The organism is Arundinibacter roseus (genome assembly GCF_004348825.1).
GTDB lineage: Bacteria > Bacteroidota > Bacteroidia > Cytophagales > Spirosomataceae > Arundinibacter > Arundinibacter roseus.
Genome location: NZ_SMJU01000002.1, coordinates 177,364 through 194,688, shown reverse-complemented (window position 1 = coordinate 194,688; position 17,325 = coordinate 177,364). Strand labels below are relative to the sequence as shown.

Annotated in this window: 18 protein-coding genes; 7 read left to right on the top strand and 11 right to left on the bottom strand. The window is 46.3% G+C overall.

Annotated elements, in window-relative coordinates; all coding sequences use genetic code 11:
• Positions 1 to 5: 5 nt before the first annotated feature.
• From EZE20_RS03310 to EZE20_RS03295, 4 genes are all read left to right on the top strand, one after another.
• Positions 6 to 920 (top strand): glycosyltransferase family 2 protein, encoded by a 915-nt coding sequence (locus tag EZE20_RS03310; RefSeq protein WP_132114478.1) that lies wholly within the window; start codon positions 6 to 8, stop codon positions 918 to 920.
• Positions 917 to 1,684 (top strand): class I SAM-dependent methyltransferase, encoded by a 768-nt coding sequence (locus EZE20_RS03305; RefSeq protein WP_132114476.1) that lies wholly within the window; start codon positions 917 to 919, stop codon positions 1,682 to 1,684. The genes EZE20_RS03310 and EZE20_RS03305 overlap by 4 nt, the downstream gene beginning before the upstream one ends.
• Positions 1,685 to 1,805: 121 nt before the next feature.
• Positions 1,806 to 2,345 carry a YfiT family bacillithiol transferase gene (locus tag EZE20_RS03300; RefSeq protein WP_132114474.1) on the top strand — a complete coding sequence of 180 codons (540 nt, stop codon included), beginning with the start codon at positions 1,806 to 1,808 and terminating at the stop codon, positions 2,343 to 2,345.
• 28 nt (positions 2,346 to 2,373) lie between these two features.
• Positions 2,374 to 2,523: a FeoB-associated Cys-rich membrane protein gene (locus EZE20_RS03295; protein ID WP_228713508.1), complete on the top strand. Its 150-nt coding sequence runs from the start codon at positions 2,374 to 2,376 to the stop codon at positions 2,521 to 2,523.
• A gap of 117 nt (positions 2,524 to 2,640) precedes the next feature.
• Here the strand turns inward: EZE20_RS03295 and EZE20_RS03290 are convergent, their stop codons facing one another.
• The 9 genes from EZE20_RS03290 to EZE20_RS03250 form a co-directional block, all read right to left on the bottom strand.
• A complete protein-coding gene (locus EZE20_RS03290; protein WP_132114472.1) occupies positions 2,641 to 3,240 on the bottom strand; it encodes an immunoglobulin domain-containing protein in 600 nt (199 codons plus the stop codon).
• Between the two features lie 336 nt (positions 3,241 to 3,576).
• Positions 3,577 to 5,466 carry an acetate--CoA ligase gene (acs, locus tag EZE20_RS03285; protein WP_132114470.1) on the bottom strand — a complete coding sequence of 630 codons (1,890 nt, stop codon included), beginning with the start codon at positions 5,464 to 5,466 and terminating at the stop codon, positions 3,577 to 3,579.
• A gap of 132 nt (positions 5,467 to 5,598) precedes the next feature.
• Positions 5,599 to 5,976: a response regulator transcription factor gene (locus EZE20_RS03280; RefSeq protein ID WP_165933398.1), complete on the bottom strand. Its 378-nt coding sequence runs from the start codon at positions 5,974 to 5,976 to the stop codon at positions 5,599 to 5,601.
• A gap of 6 nt (positions 5,977 to 5,982) precedes the next feature.
• A complete protein-coding gene (locus EZE20_RS03275) occupies positions 5,983 to 8,703 on the bottom strand; it encodes a sensor histidine kinase (RefSeq protein ID WP_132114466.1) in 2,721 nt (906 codons plus the stop codon).
• A 2-nt stretch (positions 8,704 to 8,705) separates the two neighbouring features.
• Positions 8,706 to 8,906, bottom strand: a complete 201-nt coding sequence (locus EZE20_RS03270) for a hypothetical protein (RefSeq protein WP_132114464.1) — start codon at positions 8,904 to 8,906, stop codon at positions 8,706 to 8,708.
• A 131-nt stretch (positions 8,907 to 9,037) separates the two neighbouring features.
• Positions 9,038 to 10,738 (bottom strand): sodium:solute symporter family protein, encoded by a 1,701-nt coding sequence (locus EZE20_RS03265; RefSeq protein WP_132114462.1) that lies wholly within the window; start codon positions 10,736 to 10,738, stop codon positions 9,038 to 9,040.
• A gap of 48 nt (positions 10,739 to 10,786) precedes the next feature.
• Positions 10,787 to 11,050 carry a DUF4212 domain-containing protein gene (locus EZE20_RS03260; RefSeq protein ID WP_132114460.1) on the bottom strand — a complete coding sequence of 88 codons (264 nt, stop codon included), beginning with the start codon at positions 11,048 to 11,050 and terminating at the stop codon, positions 10,787 to 10,789.
• Positions 11,051 to 11,087: 37 nt separating this feature from the next.
• Positions 11,088 to 12,485 (bottom strand): porin, encoded by a 1,398-nt coding sequence (locus EZE20_RS03255; protein ID WP_199879867.1) that lies wholly within the window; start codon positions 12,483 to 12,485, stop codon positions 11,088 to 11,090.
• 266 nt (positions 12,486 to 12,751) lie between these two features.
• Positions 12,752 to 13,171 (bottom strand): IS1 family transposase, encoded by a 420-nt coding sequence (locus EZE20_RS03250; RefSeq protein WP_132115081.1) that lies wholly within the window; start codon positions 13,169 to 13,171, stop codon positions 12,752 to 12,754.
• 149 nt (positions 13,172 to 13,320) lie between these two features.
• On the opposite strand from EZE20_RS03250, the gene EZE20_RS03245 reads away from it, so the two are divergent.
• Positions 13,321 to 14,547 carry a THUMP-like domain-containing protein gene (locus tag EZE20_RS03245; RefSeq protein ID WP_132114458.1) on the top strand — a complete coding sequence of 409 codons (1,227 nt, stop codon included), beginning with the start codon at positions 13,321 to 13,323 and terminating at the stop codon, positions 14,545 to 14,547.
• A gap of 30 nt (positions 14,548 to 14,577) precedes the next feature.
• Entirely contained in the window at positions 14,578 to 15,219 is a 642-nt protein-coding gene (locus EZE20_RS03240; protein ID WP_132114456.1) for a hypothetical protein, read from the top strand.
• 55 nt (positions 15,220 to 15,274) lie between these two features.
• Here EZE20_RS03240 and EZE20_RS03235 read toward each other — a convergent pair whose 3' ends face one another.
• Complete coding sequence (locus tag EZE20_RS03235) at positions 15,275 to 16,264, bottom strand: glycosyl hydrolase family 18 protein (RefSeq protein WP_228713507.1); 990 nt, start codon at positions 16,262 to 16,264, stop codon at positions 15,275 to 15,277.
• Between the two features lie 49 nt (positions 16,265 to 16,313).
• A complete protein-coding gene (locus tag EZE20_RS03230) occupies positions 16,314 to 16,670 on the bottom strand; it encodes an ArsC family reductase (RefSeq protein WP_132114454.1) in 357 nt (118 codons plus the stop codon).
• A gap of 145 nt (positions 16,671 to 16,815) precedes the next feature.
• Between EZE20_RS03230 and EZE20_RS03225 the strand changes: the two genes are divergently transcribed.
• Positions 16,816 to 17,253, top strand: coding sequence for an SRPBCC family protein (locus tag EZE20_RS03225; RefSeq protein ID WP_132114452.1), 438 nt, complete (start codon positions 16,816 to 16,818; stop codon positions 17,251 to 17,253).
• The last annotated feature ends 72 nt before the right edge of the window (positions 17,254 to 17,325 follow it).

Here is a 17,325-nt window from a genome sequence, read left to right as displayed (position 1 = left end):
CACGTATGAGGCTTTCAGTCATTATTCCCGTTTACAATAGCGAAGGTTCCATTGCCTCACTAATTCAGCGTTTGCAGCAGGCACTGTCCGGTATTTCGTATGAGGTTGTGTTGGTCAATGACGGCAGTCGGGACGCTTCCGAGGCGGTTTGTACTAAACTTGCCGAAGAAAAACCGGAGGTGACGTTTATTTCTTTACGTAGAAATTTCGGTGAATTCAATGCCGTTATGTGCGGGTTAAATCATGCGCAGGGTGATTTTTGTGTCATGATTGACGACGATTTTCAAAATCCTCCCGAAGAAATTTTGAAATTAATAGATACCGCTACTCATGGTAATTTTGATGTGGTGTATACTTACTATGACAAAAAAGAACACGCTCTCTACCGCAACATGGGCAGTCAATTTGTCAACTGGATCACGAGTTATTTGCTGGACAAGCCCAAAGATTTGTATCTGTCAAGTTTTAAGCTGATCCGGCGGGAAGTAGTGCAGGAAATTATCCAATATAAAGGACCTTACCCCTATATTGATGGACTGATTTTTCGGGTTACCCGCACCATTGGAAGCGTTCGTGTCAGCCATCAGAAGCGACAGTCCGGTTCATCTAATTATACCTTTCGGAAGCTGATTTCGCTTTTTCTCAACATTCTCTTTTGCTACTCGGCCTTACCAATCAGACTCTTCTTACCCATCGGGCTGACGTTGCTGGGAGGCGGAGCCTTGCTACTATTATTTTTGTTTGGGCAGTGGATCATTGGGCCCGATGACCCCAAAGGCTGGCAGGTAGTAACGGCTACGCTGCTTCTGATCGGCGGAATTCAGTGTACTCTTTTGAGCGTCCTGGGAGAATACATTGGCAAGAGTTTCATGGCAGAAAGTGGTCAACCTCAATTTGTTATAAAAAAAATAGTTTCATGATAAACAACCGGGAAGAATACGATCGCATGTATCAGGTAGAGCGCAGCCTGTGGTGGTATCAGATTTTGCATGGCATGGTGCTGAAACACTTACAAAAACATGCGGGCGCTTCCCAGAAGACAATCAGGCTATTGGACGCAGCTTGTGGAACGGGCGGTTTATTATCTTTTTTGCGTGAAAACGGATTCCAAAGCCTCTCAGGATTTGACTACTCCAAACATGCCATTGAATTTTCACTTGACCGAAAACTCGACGTTGAGTTCGGGGATTTGCGTGCGGTAGACGCCTTTCGTCCCGGTCAAACTTTCGACGCTATTTGCTGCAATGATGCGCTCTATTTTTTAACCGACGAAGAAATCATTCGGGCATTGACCCACTTTAAAGACAGACTTACGCCCAACGGAATTCTGCTTATCAACATCCACGCCTTCAACACCTTTGCAGGCATGCACGACCTGGCCGTAGGAAGCACCCGCCGCTTTGTATTGGCTGATTTTGAGCGCTATGCCGCTGCTGCCGGTCTAACGATTTCGTATCATACCTATTGGCCGTTTCTGCTGTCGCTTCCGATTTGGCTCGTACGGCAGTGGCAGCGCTATCAGCTTCGGCGGCAAAGCTCCATGAGTTCGGACGTAGAATCGGATGTAAAATATCCGGGCGATTTTATCAACGCCATCCTCAAAGGTGCGACTCAGCTTGAACGTACCATTTTACCCCGGGCTCCGTTCGGAAGTTCCCTTTTTATGCAACTCCGAAGCAAATAAAATTTCAATAATCGTGTCCGGCTTCTCGTAGTTTATGCCGGCAATTGGGCATTGATCGGGAGCTTTTTCTTACATTCGTGTCACTGAGTTTAATTTTAACCAATTACCACCCAATCTTAGTATGGAACTCGAAAACCTGCGATACCCTATTGGACGTTTCAAAGCCGGCGAAGTGCATTCGCTGGATGAAACAAAAACTAACATTCAGATTATCAGCGCATTGCCTTCCAAGTTCATCAATCTTTTGGGAAGCTGGGATGAAGAAAAACTCGAAACACCCTACCGCCCTGACGGCTGGACAATCCGGCAACTGATTCATCACGTAGCCGATAGCCACATGAATGCGTACATTCGGTTCCGGCTCGCCCTAACCGAGGAATCTCCGACGATAAAACCATACATGGAAAATCTTTGGGCTGAGCTCCCCGACGCCCAAACGGCTTCTATTGACCTTTCGCTGCAATTACTGAAATACCTTCATATCCGGTTGGTCCTGCTGCTAAATTCGCTGAGTGAAACCGACCTACAACGAACCTACGAACATCCCGAAACGGGCCGAATTTACCCCATTTCGGAGGTCATTGCCATGTACGCCTGGCATAGCGAACACCACTATCAGCACGCGCTAACGTTGGCCCAACGGAACAATTGGGTGGCGTAGCGCTGTTAAATGATCAAACATCCTCGTCATGATTCAGCAACTCATCGTCCTACTCATCTTTTGTGCTGCCCTAAGCTACCTTGGTATTCGGGTCTGGAAAGCGCTCCGGCGTCCTGCTGAGGCGGGGTGTGGCAAAGGCTGCGGGTGTGCTCCCAAATCGACCAGTTCCATTGGATAGCCGAAGGATTATTTGAGACTCGATTCGAGTTTTGAGTGATTGGTTCCTACATAAAACGGTGGCGTCATTTAACAGGCGTCACCGTTTTATGTATTATATAAAAATAAAATAAAAAAATTACCGTCTTTTGATGGTCACGATCGGGCAAAGCGTGCGGTTAATTGTCACAACCGCTTCGCTACGCTGTGATTTTCCTAAACAACCCAACGTTTGATTACGCGCTTCGGCATAGTAACGCCCGGCTTTGGGCGGGATATACGTAAGCTGTCCGGCGGCAAGCATGCGCCCTTTGGTGGGCGAATCGTACCAATCTACCGTTTGATCCTGCCCAACAAGCGCTATCAAGGCAGCCGGTTGAGAACCGGCACAAATGGCTGAACTCGAAACAATGGGTGGAGTAATGGGCAATGGATCAATGACGGGAACCGTAAATTGGCTGGTAAGTGTATCAGTTTCGGTAATTTCAGTAATGGTAATAAGCTGACTGGCGCTTATGTTACGAACAATGAAGGAAGAGTCGTCCTGAGTTACAAGGGACCCCTTATCGACCTTGATTTTATTTCTGGATTGAATAACCAATTCGATTGATACATTGCCCTCAAAGCAAGTCAATCGGGCCCGTATAGCCAAAGGTGCAGCTTTCAGCGGCGGAGCTAAACCTGCACAAAACACCCCTACTGAAAGTAGGAGTGCTCTAAGTGAAAAATAGTTTTTCACAAGTCAAGATGTATTTAGTGTGTGTATTTTGTAACAAATATATAAAAAAAGAAACACATCAAAAAATTAAAATCCACTCCCTCAATTCATTAAATGGGCATACAGGCCTTAATTATTGTATTTTTAAGGGAGTATGAATAAAAATCATCAACTATACTATACCGGAGATGCAGTATTTCTAATCTTTTTTTATAACTTTTTTTTACAAAAACTTTACATAAAGATGTGAAAAAAAATATCCATTATAGTAATTTTCACAAATGTTTATGTATCAAAAAAAGGTCAGGCGTAATTCGCCTGACCTTTTTTTGATACAGTTAAAAATTCTATTTTTTCTTAGAGAGCTCCGTCCTTAATTTCATCCACGATTGTTGGGTCCAGCAAGGTAGAAGTATCGCCGAGTGATGAGGTTTCGCCTTCGGCTACTTTACGCAAAATCCGACGCATAATTTTCCCTGAACGCGTTTTTGGCAATCCGCTCACAAATTGAATTTTATCCGGCCGGGCAATCGGCCCGATGACCCGGGTAACGGTAACGGCAATATCTTTCCGAAACATTTCGGGATCATCCGGCTTGTGCTCCGTGATAACATAGGCATAAATCCCCTGTCCTTTGATGTCATGCGGATATCCCACCACCGCTGATTCTACAACGCCAAGGTGCATGTTGATGGCATTTTCTACTTCGGCAGTTCCGATGCGGTGCCCAGACACGTTGATCACATCATCGACACGGCCCGTGATCCGGTAGTATCCATCCTCATCGCGAAGGCAGCCGTCTCCGGTAAAATATAGCCCCGGGTAGGTAGAAAAATACGTTTGCTTGCACCGCTCATGATCGCCGTAAGTGGTACGGATCATGCCCGGCCACGGAAACTTAATGCACAGATTTCCGCTCACCCCGTTGCCTTCAATTTCATTTCCGTGTTCGTCTACCAGCAGCGGCTGAATTCCCGGCAAAGGAAGCGTGGCGTAGGTAGGTTTTTCGGGGGTGACACCAGCAATTGGCGTAATCATGATTCCACCCGTTTCGGTTTGCCACCAGGTATCTATCAGCGGGCAGTTATTCTTCCCGATATTATGCTTCATCCATTGCCAGGCTTCCTCGTTGATCGGCTCACCGACCGAGCCCAGTTTGGTCAGCGACGAAAGGTCGTGATCCTTAACATATTGCAGGCCAAAGCTCATCAGCGACCGAATAGCCGTGGGAGCCGTGTACAGTATATTTACTTTATGTTTTTCAACGATTTCCCAAAAACGCCCGGCATCGGGATAGGTCGGAACTCCTTCAAACATCAGCGACGTGGCGCCTTCACAAAGCGGCCCATACACAATGTAGCTGTGGCCGGTTATCCAGCCAATGTCTGCCGTACAGAAATGGATTTCGCCGGGTTGATATTGAAATACATTCGAGAAGGTGTAGGCCGCATACACCATGTAGCCGCCGCAGGTATGCACTACGCCTTTTGGCTTTCCAGTGGAGCCGGAGGTATACAGGATAAACAGCGTATCTTCGGCATCCATTTCCTCCGCCGGACAAATGGCATCCACGTGTTTTACTTCTTCTTCCCACCAATGATCCCGTCCTTTGAGCATAGAAATCGGTGTGCGCGTGCGGGTCATGACGATCACATTTTTGACAGTTGAACACTTTTCCAGCGCATCGTCCACAGTACTTTTCATCGGAATTACCTTAGCGCCCCGATAGGCGCCATCCGACGTAATGACCATGGTACAGCCTGCATCATTGATCCGGTCAGCAATGGATTGGGCTGAAAACCCGCCAAAAACGACCGAATGAACGGCCCCGATGCGGGCACATGCTAATACCGCAATGGCTAGTTCCGGCACCATAGGCAAATAAATACACACACGGTCACCTTTTTTAACGCCGTATTTTTTGAGCACATTGGCAAACCGGCACACGCGGGTGTGCAGCATACTGTACGTGATGGTTACGGGCTGATCGTCGGGCTCGTTGGGCTCCCAAATAATAGCGGGATGATCGGCTTTATCGGCGAGATGCCGGTCGAGGGCGTTTTCTGTAATATTCATTTTGCCGCCCACAAACCATTTTACGCTGGGTTCGGTAAAATTCCATTCCAATACTTTTTTCCAGGGTTTTTTCCAGACAAACTGCTGAGCTACTTCGGCCCAAAAACCCTCAGGATCGCTCACACTTTGGGCATAGGCGGTTTGGTACTCTTCAAAGGTGGTAATATTCATACTAAATATTTGGTTAAGTTACTAGGAGATTATTTAATAAGTAATTGATTATAAAAACATTGTGACTTTACTAATCATTTATCCGAGCCATTAAAACAGTTTTTTTTCAAATCCCCGAAGTTGTCAATACGACTAAAACTGCCTGACGCTAACGGCAAGCATATTAATTTTGGTCATCAGGTCACGGGTTGAAAATGGTTTTGGAATGTACAAATCCGCACCAATCTGATAACCGTACTCCCGGTCGCTGTCTTTATTTTTGGCACTCAAAAACACCACGCGGGTGTTGGTCAGCGTAGGCGAAGAGCGAATGTATTGACACACCTCGTAGCCGTTCATGCCGGGAATCATAATATCCAACAACACGATATGCGGCAACTCCCGGTCGATTATGTCCCGGGCTTCGGCACCATCACGGGCAATATAAACCTGATACCCGGCCTTTTTCATCAAAAATTCGAGCGATAGTAAAATGCTCGGTTCATCCTCTGCAATCACAACTTTTATCATACACATTCACGGATTATGTTCAGGTTGGGTGGGAATTTGAAACAGGAAACAGGCACCAAAACCGGGTTTACTTTCAACAGAAATTGTCCCCTGATGCAGCTCAATGATTTTTTTTGTAATAGCCAAACCTAGCCCGCTTCCGGATGGTTTTTTGCTTCTTTTGTCCTGAGCCTGGTAAAATTTCTCAAAAATACGGCTTTGAAAATGTCCTTCAATACCGGGTCCGTTGTCAATGACGCTCACCCAAATTGTCGTTCCGATTTCCCAACTTTCCACGCTAATATACCCTTTATCTTTTTCACAAAATTTAATGGCGTTAGAAACCAAATTAATCAAAACCTGAGTCATCCGATCCCGATCTCCCCGAAAAAGAGATTGCCGGCTTTTAAACTTACTCTCTATTTTTATTCCTTTTTCATGAGCCAGCTGACTTAGCGAGTCCATGACTTCCCGAATAATATCCGGCATATGGCAAGGCTCAAAGATCAGATTTGCTTTTCCCGACTCGATTTTTTCAAGGTCCAGCACCTGATTAATCAAACGCGTCAGGCGTTCAGATTCTTTGATGATTGTCCCCAAAAACTGCTCTTTCTCTTCCGACCCCATGTCAGGATTATCATAGAGTATTTCTGAAAAAGCCCGAATCGACGTCAGCGGGGTGCGGATTTCGTGCGTAACGGTCGAGATAAATTCCTCGCGATATTTGTCTACCTTTTTGAGCTTTTCATTGGCAAGGCTTAGTTTTTTACCGGCACGTTTGAGTTCCTTTGAGGTTCGGTCCAATTTCCTGTTCAGGGCAATCAGTTCCTGCGATTCTTTAAGCATATACACCACTTCCTGAACCGTAATTCGCTCCTCTTTGGTAACCGACGAAACCATGATTCGGGCAGATGCGGTACCGATTGCTCCGGCTAATACCTGCTCGGCGTAGGTCACAAGCTGCGGCTCGGCAAAGGGGTTTCGTGTGTCGAGACCGTATCGGCGTTTGAGAAAAGCCATCAGACGAAACGATCGTTCTTTCCCTAAAAAAGCACTCAGTAGGGATTCAATGTCCGTTATAAGCACTTGCCCCTGCCAACTGACCGACCCCGTCATTTTTTCTGAATACGTAAATACATCCACAAAAAGCACCGCCTGACTGTGTTCGAGGGAGTCCTGAGAAAAACGGAGCGCTCCCCAGATATAAAACCCGCAATTAACCAGGAGTGACCAGAAAAGTGCGTGCGCAATTGGGCTTAATCCGTTGAGACCAAGGAGTGAATCCGGTCTGAGCCAATGAAGCTGAAAGGGACCTTCTATCAAAATAGATTGAGGTAAAAATCCGGCTGAAACCAGGGTTGGTACCACCAACGTATACATCCATACAAGAATGCCGCCCACAAGGCCCAAAATTGCCCCGGTTCGATTGCCTCTTTTCCAGAATAATCCACCGATCATGGCAGGCGCAAACTGAGCCACACCGACAAACGAAACCAGCCCGATGGATACAAGCGGCGAAGCAGCAACCACCCGATCATAATATAAGTAAGCAATCAAAAGCAAAACCGCTATGGATACGCGACGAATGATCAAAACCAAACTGACGCTTCCTTCGGCCAACGAAGAGCGCCACCGTGGATGGCTCAAAATCAGGGGTAGCAGCAGGTTGTTGCTGAGCATGACGCTCAGGGCGGTGGTTTCTACGATAATCATGCCGGTTGCGGCGGCAAATCCTCCCAAAAAGGAAAACATGGCCATCAAATCCTGATTAAAAAAGAGCGGGATTGCCAAAACGTAGTTATCGGCGTTGACTGCCTGCCCCTCAAACAGAATATTGCCCCCGAGGGCGATAGGTACAACAAAGAAATTAATCAGCAATAAATAGAGAGGAAAAATCCAGAGCGCTTTACGCAGGTGATTCTCGTTGACGTTCTCGACAACGGCCATTTGAAACTGCCGGGGCAGAAACAGAATCGTAGCCATGGCCAGTAAAAGCTGCCAAAACCAGTCGTTCAGTCCCGAGTCAGAATCAAGCGTCAGGAGTTTTTGCCATTCGGGATGTCGGGCCGCCTTAGTGAAAATATCGCCGAATCCATTAAACACGCCATAAGTAACAAACACACCAATGGTAACAAAGGCAACAAGTTTGACTAATGATTCCAGCGCAATAGCCATGACCAGACCTTCGTGCCGCTCGGTGGTTTCGATGCGGCGTGCGCCAAAGAGGATAGTAAAAAGTGCAAGAAATAAGGTACTGTAAAAGGCTATATCTTGAAGAATCGTGCGTTCGTCAACCAAAACCTGATGGCTGCTAATGCTGTAAAAACTCAGCGAAATAGCTTTTAACTGCAACGAAATGTAAGGGACGATTACGAGCATACAAATGCCGGTTACGAGCATTCCCAGCGATTTGCTTTTTCCGTAGCGGGCTGAGATAAAATCAGCGATGGACGAAATACGCTGGATTTTGCTAATGCGGATCATCTTACGGAGGATGATCCACCAAAGGGGCATCATGATGAGCGGCCCGAGGTAGGTGGTCAAAAAAGCCGGGCCCTGCGTGGCGGCATTACCGACGCTTCCGTAGTAGGTCCAGGCGGTGCAGTAGACTGCCAGGGAAAGCGCATACACATAGGGATTGTTGACCAGGCTATGCCCGGCCTGCGAGCGTTTTTCGGCAAAATAAGCAATACCGAAAAGTAGTCCCAGGTAAGCAAACAATCCACCAATGAGTACGTAATTCTCCATGATCAGGGTTGTCTGGTTTTTTTGGTATGCATGAAATAGATCAAGAGGCCAATCATCAACAGCCAAACCAGCAAAATATAGAGGTAGAAAAGCGGGATACCCCGAAAGGTAGCGGGGGTATTGGCAATTCGGAGCAAAGGTGTATTTAGTAATAGAGCCGCTAGCAGACTTAATGCCGCCAAACGCTGGTCAAGAGTATTCATGAGTAGGTTTACACAACGTAAAATTCCTGTTTAAAGGGAAATAGTTACTTTACAAACGACTAATCAGGCTTTGCGAATGATTCCATGCACATCGCCATGATTAGTCGTTCGATTTTCAGAGGGGAACAGTATTAGTGAGAGACGGCTTCACCGGCACCCATCGGCAGACGAATGTCTTCAACAATTCGTTGAACGTCTTCGGGTGGTGCAGGAGTGAACGCACTGATAACCAACGACACTGCAAAATTCGCAAGCATAGCTACCGTTCCGAATCCTTCGGGCGATATACCAAACCACCAGTCGCTTGAAGGCGGCAGGGTGTCGTCCAGCCAGCCTAATTTATATTTTACCATGTAGTATAGCATCAATGTAATACCCACTACCATTCCGGCTACGGCCCCTTCTTTATTCATTCTTTTATAAAAAATCCCTAAAATAATGGCTGGGAAAAACGAAGCTGCTGCCAAACCAAAGGCCAATGCAACTACCGCTGCCACGAAGCCGGGAGGATTGATTCCAAAATAACCGGCAATAACTACGGCTACCGTCGCTGCCAAACGAGCAGAAATAAGCTCCCCTTTTTCGGAGATAGTTGGTATAAATATCTTTTTCAGCAAATCGTGCGAAACAGAAGAGGAAATAACCAACAGCAAGCCAGCTGCCGTAGACAGTGCTGCTGCCAAACCACCCGCTGCCACCAGGGCGATCACCCAGTTGGGCAATCCCCCAATTTCGGGGTTAGCCAAAACAATTATGTCATTATCAATTTTCAATTCATTTACCTCAGGATCCGCCACGTACTGAATTTTTCCATCGGCATTTTTGTCAGTGAAAGTCAGTAGTCCGGTTGTTTCCCAGTTTTTAAACCATTCGGGCACGCTCGAATAGTCTTTATTACTTACGGTTTCGATCAGATTGGTACGTGCAAAAACCGAAATTGCGGGAGCCGTCGTGTACAAAATTGCGATAAAGACAAGGGCCAAACCGGCTGACATACGAGCGTCTTTTACACGCTTTACGGTAAAGAACCGAACAATTACGTGGGGCAGTCCCGCAGTACCTACCATAAGTGCACAGGTAATTGCGAATACATCCTGAATCTTTTTGGTACCGGAAGTGTACTCAGCAAACCCCAGCTCAGCATTCAATCCGTCGAGTTTGTCAAGCAGATAAGTTCCGGAGCCATCGGCCAGCGTACTTCCCATTCCAAGTTGAGGAATTGGAACACCCGTCATGATAATTGAGATGTAAATGGCAGGCACCATGAAAGCAAAAATCAGAACGCAATACTGCGCCACCTGCGTGTAGGTAATACCTTTCATTCCGCCTAACACTGCATAAAACAGAACGATGACCATCCCGATAATTACTCCGGTGTTGATGTCTACTTCCAGAAAACGGGAGAAAACCACGCCTACGCCACGCATTTGTCCGGCGATGTAGGTAAACGAAACCAGCAGCGCGCAGATTACTGCCACGGTACGGGCACTGTTGGAGTAGTAGCGATCTCCAATGAAATCGGGCACGGTAAATTTCCCGAATTTCCTCAGGTAAGGCGCAAGCAGTAAGGCTAAAAGTACATAACCACCCGTCCAGCCCATCAGGTACACAGTGCCGTCGTAGCCCATAAACGAGATCAGACCGGCCATTGAGAGAAACGAGGCGGCTGACATCCAGTCAGCGGCCGTAGCCATGCCATTGGCAAGGGGCGATACACCGCCGCCTGCTACATAAAATTCTTTCGTTGAGCCGGCCCGCGACCAAATGGCAATGCCAATGTACAGGGCAAATGTGAGCCCAACGATTATATAAGTCCAGATTCTAACGTCCATTGTAATGTTTTTTTCAAGTAAAAAATGTAGTAGAGGAAGATTGAAAGATTACTCGTCGTAACCGTACTTTTTGTCCAGCTTGTTCATCAGCCTGATATAGACAAAAATAAGCAGTACGAACACATAAATAGAACCCTGATGCGCAAACCAGAACCCTAGCTTAAATCCGCCTAACCGGATGGCATTCAACGGTTCGGCAAACAGGATACCCGCACCGTAGGAGGCCATAAACCATACTCCCAGCAAAATTGTCAGATAGGTCAGGTTCTCTTTCCAGTAGCGCTGGGCTTTGTCTTTGTCATTGTTTTTCATTGATTTGTGAAGGTTAAAGGGTACATAAATAAAGGGATTATAGGTAGGTTTGGAATTGAATCAAAAGCTCTCCTTTGGTGCCATTGATGTTATCTTTGGCCGTATAAATGGGTCGGGTGGAATATTGCAGCGTGATTTTGGCATGATGCCCGTCCAGCAAAAAGTTGGTTCCGAAATCAAAGTAGTTGCCCGCTTTGTCTAGTGCCTCAAACTTTTTCATGGTGTAGGCGGCAAAAGGCTGCACCCGCATTTTAACTTTTTCTTTGGTCGGATCCTTTGGAAGAAGGAATCCCGCCTGTGTGTACCATATAGAACCTGTCCCGATCATCGGACGGCTGTTTCCCGCACCTGCCAGGGCTCTTGCGCCACCAAAATCGGGATTCGCAGTACCGACATTCATGATCCCGATGTTCCGTAGATAATTTGGACCAAAATTATAGTTATAGTACACGCTGTAAGCAGTTACGGCGGCGTTGCTTTTCTTATCGCCAATGGGCATATCGGCAAATACATCCGCCGAAAGCAAGGTTATGTCGTGATTTTTGCTGCTACCATTTTGAAGGCTTTTGGTACCTTCTGATTGATGGTAAAAGCCTGCTCCGATATTAAATACTCGTTTGGTACCGACATAAGAACCCACCGTAAATGGCAGCAAGTTGGACTCCTGATCCAGGAATTGATACATGCCGTATCCACCGTAGGACATTTTGCTTTGTCCGTTATTATCAACCGCAGTTCCTTCGAGCGCTGCTAATTTTGTAGCGAAGGGTTTGTTCATGTTGATCCGGTAGTCGAGTTTGCCGAGTTTGCCTTTGGCATAAAGTCCAAACATACGGGCAAACTGATCGGAGTTTTCGATGAGGGGCCAGTTAAAAATTGGGGCGTCAATAGCCAGAAAGTTAAGCGTACTTGCAGAAGTCATCCGCGAAATTCCCCACCAATAGTGAAGCCCGGCACCAATGGAAAGCGACGACTTGTTAGCCTTTTTGGTTTCAGGATTCAGGGCTGGAATTACGGCATATTCACTCCAAATATCGTGAAAAAACAAGCCGGGTTTTTTACCGGCTCCGTAGCCGCCTGTGCCGGTAGTTCCCGCGGCACCGCCGTTCAGAAACGTCTGATTGTTAATACCGACGTGCGCCAAAACCAAATAACGGGGAGTGATTTGAGCATAGGCAAGAGCCCGCAAACGGCGTGCTCCGATGTCAAACGTTGAGTTTGCCTGCTCGCCATTGACGAGCGTGCCGGGGTTGTTCTGAATGCTGCGCATCCACATCTGATTCCAGAGAAGGACCCGCACGTATTTTGACCCTTCCGGGTTGAGCGACACTTTCAGGCCAGCGCCATAATCGGCCGAACCCTGCGCATACACGCCGCTTTGTAACAAAACACTGAGGAACATGGGCAATACAAATAGAGGGAAGAACTTTTTCATTGGGTAAGAAAGGTTGATCGAGGGTTTAATTTTCGATCAAAACTCCTGGTTTAGCCCGTAAAAAAGAAGTAGATGATATAGTTATGCTAAATTTGTATAGTTTGTCTTAATTCTGTACTTCCGATTTTAATCCATCGTTTTTTCTGAAAAACTGCACAGACGTATCTAAAACGGCTGTTTTTATCGAGTTCTGCCAAATGAGCTTTTATGAATTCTTTATTTGCCTTTTAAAAATTTGCCTTAACTTCCTCTACCCTTCTTATAGCCTAGCTTTTGAAACGCTCCCATTTGATCAGCATAAACTTATCGCCCAGCTCAGTTACGATCATACCGGCTCCGGTGAGGTTTTCTCTATCGGCATAAAACTCCATCAACTCCTTATGATTCAGTATTTTATAGGTAGGATGATAGGAGTTTTTTTCAGGAATTTTCAGTTGATACTTCTTCACCCAATTCATTACGGATACGTGACTTACCCCAAGAAGTCGCTCAATTTCGCGGAAACTAACGCCTTCAATATAAAGTTGTAACGCTTTGATGACATAGTAGGTAGAAATACCTTTCCCTACTTTATCAACTGTAAAATTATACTCGCACTTTTTGCACCGAAACCGCTGACGATTCTTGATTACACCGTTTTTAACCGCTTCTGAGGAAGAGCATTTAGGACATTTTAAAGAAATCATTTCGTTGATTTTTTTATCTATAACATTTTAACAAAAATATATCAAATTAGCAGAAAACATAGTATTTTTTCTCAGAATAGTGAAATTTTGATCCGGTTCTGTTCATTCCGTGGTTTTCTTCCCTGCCCGAAACCATTTACTTTTGAGGTATGACTACTTTCTCCAATATACCGGCGCTAAGCAAAGAAGATCAGGCTTTTATTTCAAAGCATATACAGGAAGACACTTCCGCACTGTTGCTGCGGCATCAGGCAATGCCTGGCATCCGGATGTTGGTCGGGCAAATAGCAGCACGTCAGAAGGCCCGTAAAAAACTGCCCGAATGGTACGCAAATCCGGCCCTTATTTTTCCCCCGCCCCTTTCGGTAGAGCAAAGCTCGTCAGAAACAACCGCGCGTTTTAAAGCTACTTTGTGCCATGGCAACTGCCTGATTGACACTACCGGCGGCATGGGCGTGGACTGTTACTATATGAGTAAAGTTTTTGAGAAAGTTATTTACCTGGAAAATCAACCGCAGGTTGCTCACACCGCCGCCCATAATTTTGGGGCCTTGGGAGCTACCAAAATTACCGTTTGTGCAGAAAATGCCGTGGATTATTTGAATCAAACAAATGCAACGGCTGATGTGATTTACTCCGACCCGGCCCGTCGGGATGGCCTGCAACGCAAAATCGCTCAACTCAACGACTGCACCCCTGACCTGACAAAAGTCCTTCCGACTTTGCTGCGGGCAGCCCCGCTTATCCTGGTCAAAACGGCGCCGCTTTTGGATATAGATCAGGCAATCAGCCAATTAGCACACGTACGGGACGTATACGTAATTGGACTTGATGGAGAATGCAAGGAGGTTCTTTACTTTCTTGATGCTCAAAAAAGGATGAGCACAGACATCCCTATTCGGGTGCGCGTGCTGTTTCCGGATGCACAGGTACAGCATGCTTTTGATTTTACCCGTGGCGAGGAGCAACACGTAACCACTACATTTTCTGACCCGCAGAGCTTTTTGTACGAGCCACATCCGGCTCTTCTGAAATCCGGAGCATTCAAAACGGTGGCCGAACGCTTCGGATTAGCGAAACTTGCGCAACATACGCATTTGTACACCTCACGGCATTTTGTAGCCGATTTTCCCGGCAGAAGTTTTGAGATTAGGGCGGTTTGCAAACCAAACGCCCGGGAAATAGCCGCCTATGTGCCCGACGGCAAAGCCAATTTGACTGTACGGAATTTCCCTGCCAAAACGGATGACCTCCGAAAAAAATGGCGTCTTAAAGAAGGTGGCGATACGTATCTTTTTGCGGCTGAGCTTAAAAACTCCCAAAAAGTAGTTATAATTACCAGAAAGCCAACGCATTCTGATGGCACAAACGATTAAACTTCATTTCATTTTTTTGACCCAAAACACATGAAAAACCTTTCCCTTCTTTTGTTCATTTCGGGGTTGTTCCTGAGTTCTTCTCTCTTGGCCCAAAACGTCTTTCCAGGAAAACAGACGATTGACAAAAAAGAATATTTTGGACTAAACCTGAACTCCTCCATTTCAGACCGCTTTTTAGGGAATTATTGGGAAGATTATCTCAAAAAAACGGGCAAAACCAATAGCCGGCGGGGCGTGTATACCGTAGACCGGGCTACGATTCCGGGCATTACTACTTCTACGGCAGAGGTCATTAGTCAGGTCTCTACGTCCAAAAACATTACTCAATTATTTATGGCTTTGAAAATCGGGGATCGCTTCGTCGCTAATTTCACAGACTCAACCTATCGGGCTGCGGAACAATTTCTTAAAGATTTCTCGGGCTATGCTGCTCTTCGTGATGACGTTCGAAAAGCGGAAGAATTTTATTCTTTGGCGGATAAGAATCACCAACGACTGCAAAAAGATAATGAGCGCCTGACCAAAGAAATCGAGCGTACCCAAAAACGCCTGGAAGAACTGGCAAAAGAACAGGAAACCAATAAAAACGATTTGGCAGGATCGGTCATTGATATGCAGGCCAAACAGAAAGATCTGGAAGCGGCCAAGGCCAAAGTGCCAAAGTTGTAAGGTCCAACTGGATATAAATTGATAAAAAAAACCGACCTGCACAGGTCGGTTTTTTTTATCGTTTCGCTCGATCAATTGCCTTCAATAGTGAGGTATCGTCTGCGGTGTCCAGGCCAATTTCCCAGATCATCACTCCTCCTAGCCCCATTTTCCGGGCCAGGCGGGTTTTGGCTTCAATGGTATTGATGCCATTATAAAAAGCGCCTTTCCAATAGTCATCATAGGCGCTTGCCCCATCGGCAATAAGCTGCTGATAGGTTGGCCCAAACTGTCCAAAGCCCTTTTTAGAGTAAAAGGGTAAACCAATGAGCGCTTTGGAAGCAGGTAGTTTACGTTCATTTATCCAATAGTTAATACTCTGCACGGCATACGAATAGGGCGAATGCGCTTTGAGAATATCTCCCCCGTAATCGCCATCATACGCCATCAGATTGACCCAATCCATTTTGTCAAGAGCTTCTTTCTTTGTTCCATACCCTTTACTGCCACTCGCCACCACGGCAGCGGTTAGCTTTTTGCCAGATGCGTGCAACGAATCCGCCAACTCACTCACCAGCAACACGTAATCCTCTGCCGAGCGGTGGTTTTCATCGGGATATTCCCAGTCCAGATCCACGCCATCCAGTGTATATTTCCGAACCAGGTGCATGACACTTTTCACGAATGTGTGCCTGCCTTCGGGCCGCTCGGCCATACGATGAAAACGGCCATCTTCTCCCCCGCCATCGCCAATGTCCCAGCCACCAACCGAAATAAAAACCTCGGTCTGCTGCTTTCGGTGCGCATGCGCTACCAGCCGTTTGAGCGTTTCGTCTTGTCTGAGTGGCAACAGCGTATCACCTGTTGGCGCCGGAATTGCGAACGAATAGTTGATGTGGGTGAGATATTGAAGCGGCAAACGTTCGGGCTCAGCAGTGCCGGGCGTAAAGTAACCCACCACTTTAAAATCTTTGGCAGTTGAAGCGCTTTTCCGTAAGGTCGTGCAGCTGCCCAAAGCCGTCAGCGAGAGCGCTGCAAACCCGATAAGCATATGGCTTTTGTTCATGTAAGTATCTGATTATTAATATTTTGTAAAATCGTACAGAAAAAATCAATCAAACTGAAAAAATCTTCTCGTATTCACTTTCCGAAAATCCCAGCGCAAGTATAGTTCCGGTGGCGTCTTCCAGAAGCGGGCGTTTGATTGCCGATAGCTGCACTTGAAGCAACTCAGCTGCCGAGTTGGCATCAATGACCGCGGCCTTTTGCTCGTCTGAAAGCTTGCGCCAGGTGGTGCCCGCCCGATTCACGAGTTTTTCCCAACTTACCTGCGTCATCCAATGATTCAGTTTGCTGCGTTCAATTCCTGATTTTTTGTAATCATGAAACACATATGCAATGCCATGCGCATCGAGCCAGGTTCGGGCTTTTTTTACTGTATTGCAGGCGGGTATTCCGTAAACGGTGATCATAAATTTGGTTTTTAATGGACTGCTGAAAAAACGAACGAAGGCAATTTATTAAATTTTTTAAAAAACATTTCCTTGCCTGCTTTCTGCGAGGATAAATGCTTCGTTAAATTCAAAACTATCCACGTTGATTCACAGTTCTACGAACATGAAAGTAACACTGCAAACCCCCGTCTCCGCTCCTCTTCGTACCGTTTGGGAAGGATTTGATGAAAGCCTTTTTACAAAACTCAGCCCGCCTTTTCCGCCTGTTCGGTTGCTTCGCTTCGATGGCAGCTATCCGGGCGACATCGTCTCACTGGAACTTAACTTTCTGCTATTCAAGCAAAAATGGACAAGCATCATCGCTTCGCAGCAGGAAACGGAGCAGGAGATATACTTTGTTGATGAAGGCCAAACCTTACCTTTTTTTCTGTCATTTTGGCGGCATACGCATCGACTCATCAAGACCGAATCCAACGGCACGCTCATCGCCGACGAAATCGAGTACCGTACGCCTTTTCTGATACTCGACTACCTGATGTATCCTTTTCTGTGGGCGCAGTTTGCCTACCGAAAACCCATTTATAAGAGGTTATTTTCCTGAATTAGGCTTGTTTCACCTGATTGTTTTATTCATAATTTTGAAAAAAAGCGTAAAAGAAGAGGCCACATTCCT

What these genes read in the sequence shown, in the direction of transcription:
- EZE20_RS03310 (WP_132114478.1), top strand. Translation starts at nt 6, where the DNA reads ATGAGGCTTTCAGTCATTATTCCCGTTTACAATAGCGAAGGTTCCATT.
- EZE20_RS03305 (WP_132114476.1), top strand. Translation starts at nt 917, where the DNA reads ATGATAAACAACCGGGAAGAATACGATCGCATGTATCAGGTAGAGCGC.
- EZE20_RS03300 (WP_132114474.1), top strand. Translation starts at nt 1,806, where the DNA reads ATGGAACTCGAAAACCTGCGATACCCTATTGGACGTTTCAAAGCCGGC.
- EZE20_RS03295 (WP_228713508.1), top strand. Translation starts at nt 2,374, where the DNA reads ATGATTCAGCAACTCATCGTCCTACTCATCTTTTGTGCTGCCCTAAGC.
- acs (WP_132114470.1), bottom strand. Translation starts at nt 5,466, where the DNA reads ATGAATATTACCACCTTTGAAGAGTACCAAACCGCCTATGCCCAAAGT.
- EZE20_RS03280 (WP_165933398.1), bottom strand. Translation starts at nt 5,976, where the DNA reads ATGATAAAAGTTGTGATTGCAGAGGATGAACCGAGCATTTTACTATCG.
- EZE20_RS03275 (WP_132114466.1), bottom strand. Translation starts at nt 8,703, where the DNA reads ATGGAGAATTACGTACTCATTGGTGGATTGTTTGCTTACCTGGGACTA.
- EZE20_RS03270 (WP_132114464.1), bottom strand. Translation starts at nt 8,906, where the DNA reads ATGAATACTCTTGACCAGCGTTTGGCGGCATTAAGTCTGCTAGCGGCT.
- EZE20_RS03265 (WP_132114462.1), bottom strand. Translation starts at nt 10,738, where the DNA reads ATGGACGTTAGAATCTGGACTTATATAATCGTTGGGCTCACATTTGCC.
- EZE20_RS03260 (WP_132114460.1), bottom strand. Translation starts at nt 11,050, where the DNA reads ATGAAAAACAATGACAAAGACAAAGCCCAGCGCTACTGGAAAGAGAAC.
- EZE20_RS03255 (WP_199879867.1), bottom strand. Translation starts at nt 12,485, where the DNA reads ATGAAAAAGTTCTTCCCTCTATTTGTATTGCCCATGTTCCTCAGTGTT.
- EZE20_RS03250 (WP_132115081.1), bottom strand. Translation starts at nt 13,171, where the DNA reads ATGATTTCTTTAAAATGTCCTAAATGCTCTTCCTCAGAAGCGGTTAAA.
- EZE20_RS03245 (WP_132114458.1), top strand. Translation starts at nt 13,321, where the DNA reads ATGACTACTTTCTCCAATATACCGGCGCTAAGCAAAGAAGATCAGGCT.
- EZE20_RS03240 (WP_132114456.1), top strand. Translation starts at nt 14,578, where the DNA reads ATGAAAAACCTTTCCCTTCTTTTGTTCATTTCGGGGTTGTTCCTGAGT.
- EZE20_RS03235 (WP_228713507.1), bottom strand. Translation starts at nt 16,264, where the DNA reads ATGAACAAAAGCCATATGCTTATCGGGTTTGCAGCGCTCTCGCTGACG.
- EZE20_RS03230 (WP_132114454.1), bottom strand. Translation starts at nt 16,670, where the DNA reads ATGATCACCGTTTACGGAATACCCGCCTGCAATACAGTAAAAAAAGCC.
- EZE20_RS03225 (WP_132114452.1), top strand. Translation starts at nt 16,816, where the DNA reads ATGAAAGTAACACTGCAAACCCCCGTCTCCGCTCCTCTTCGTACCGTT.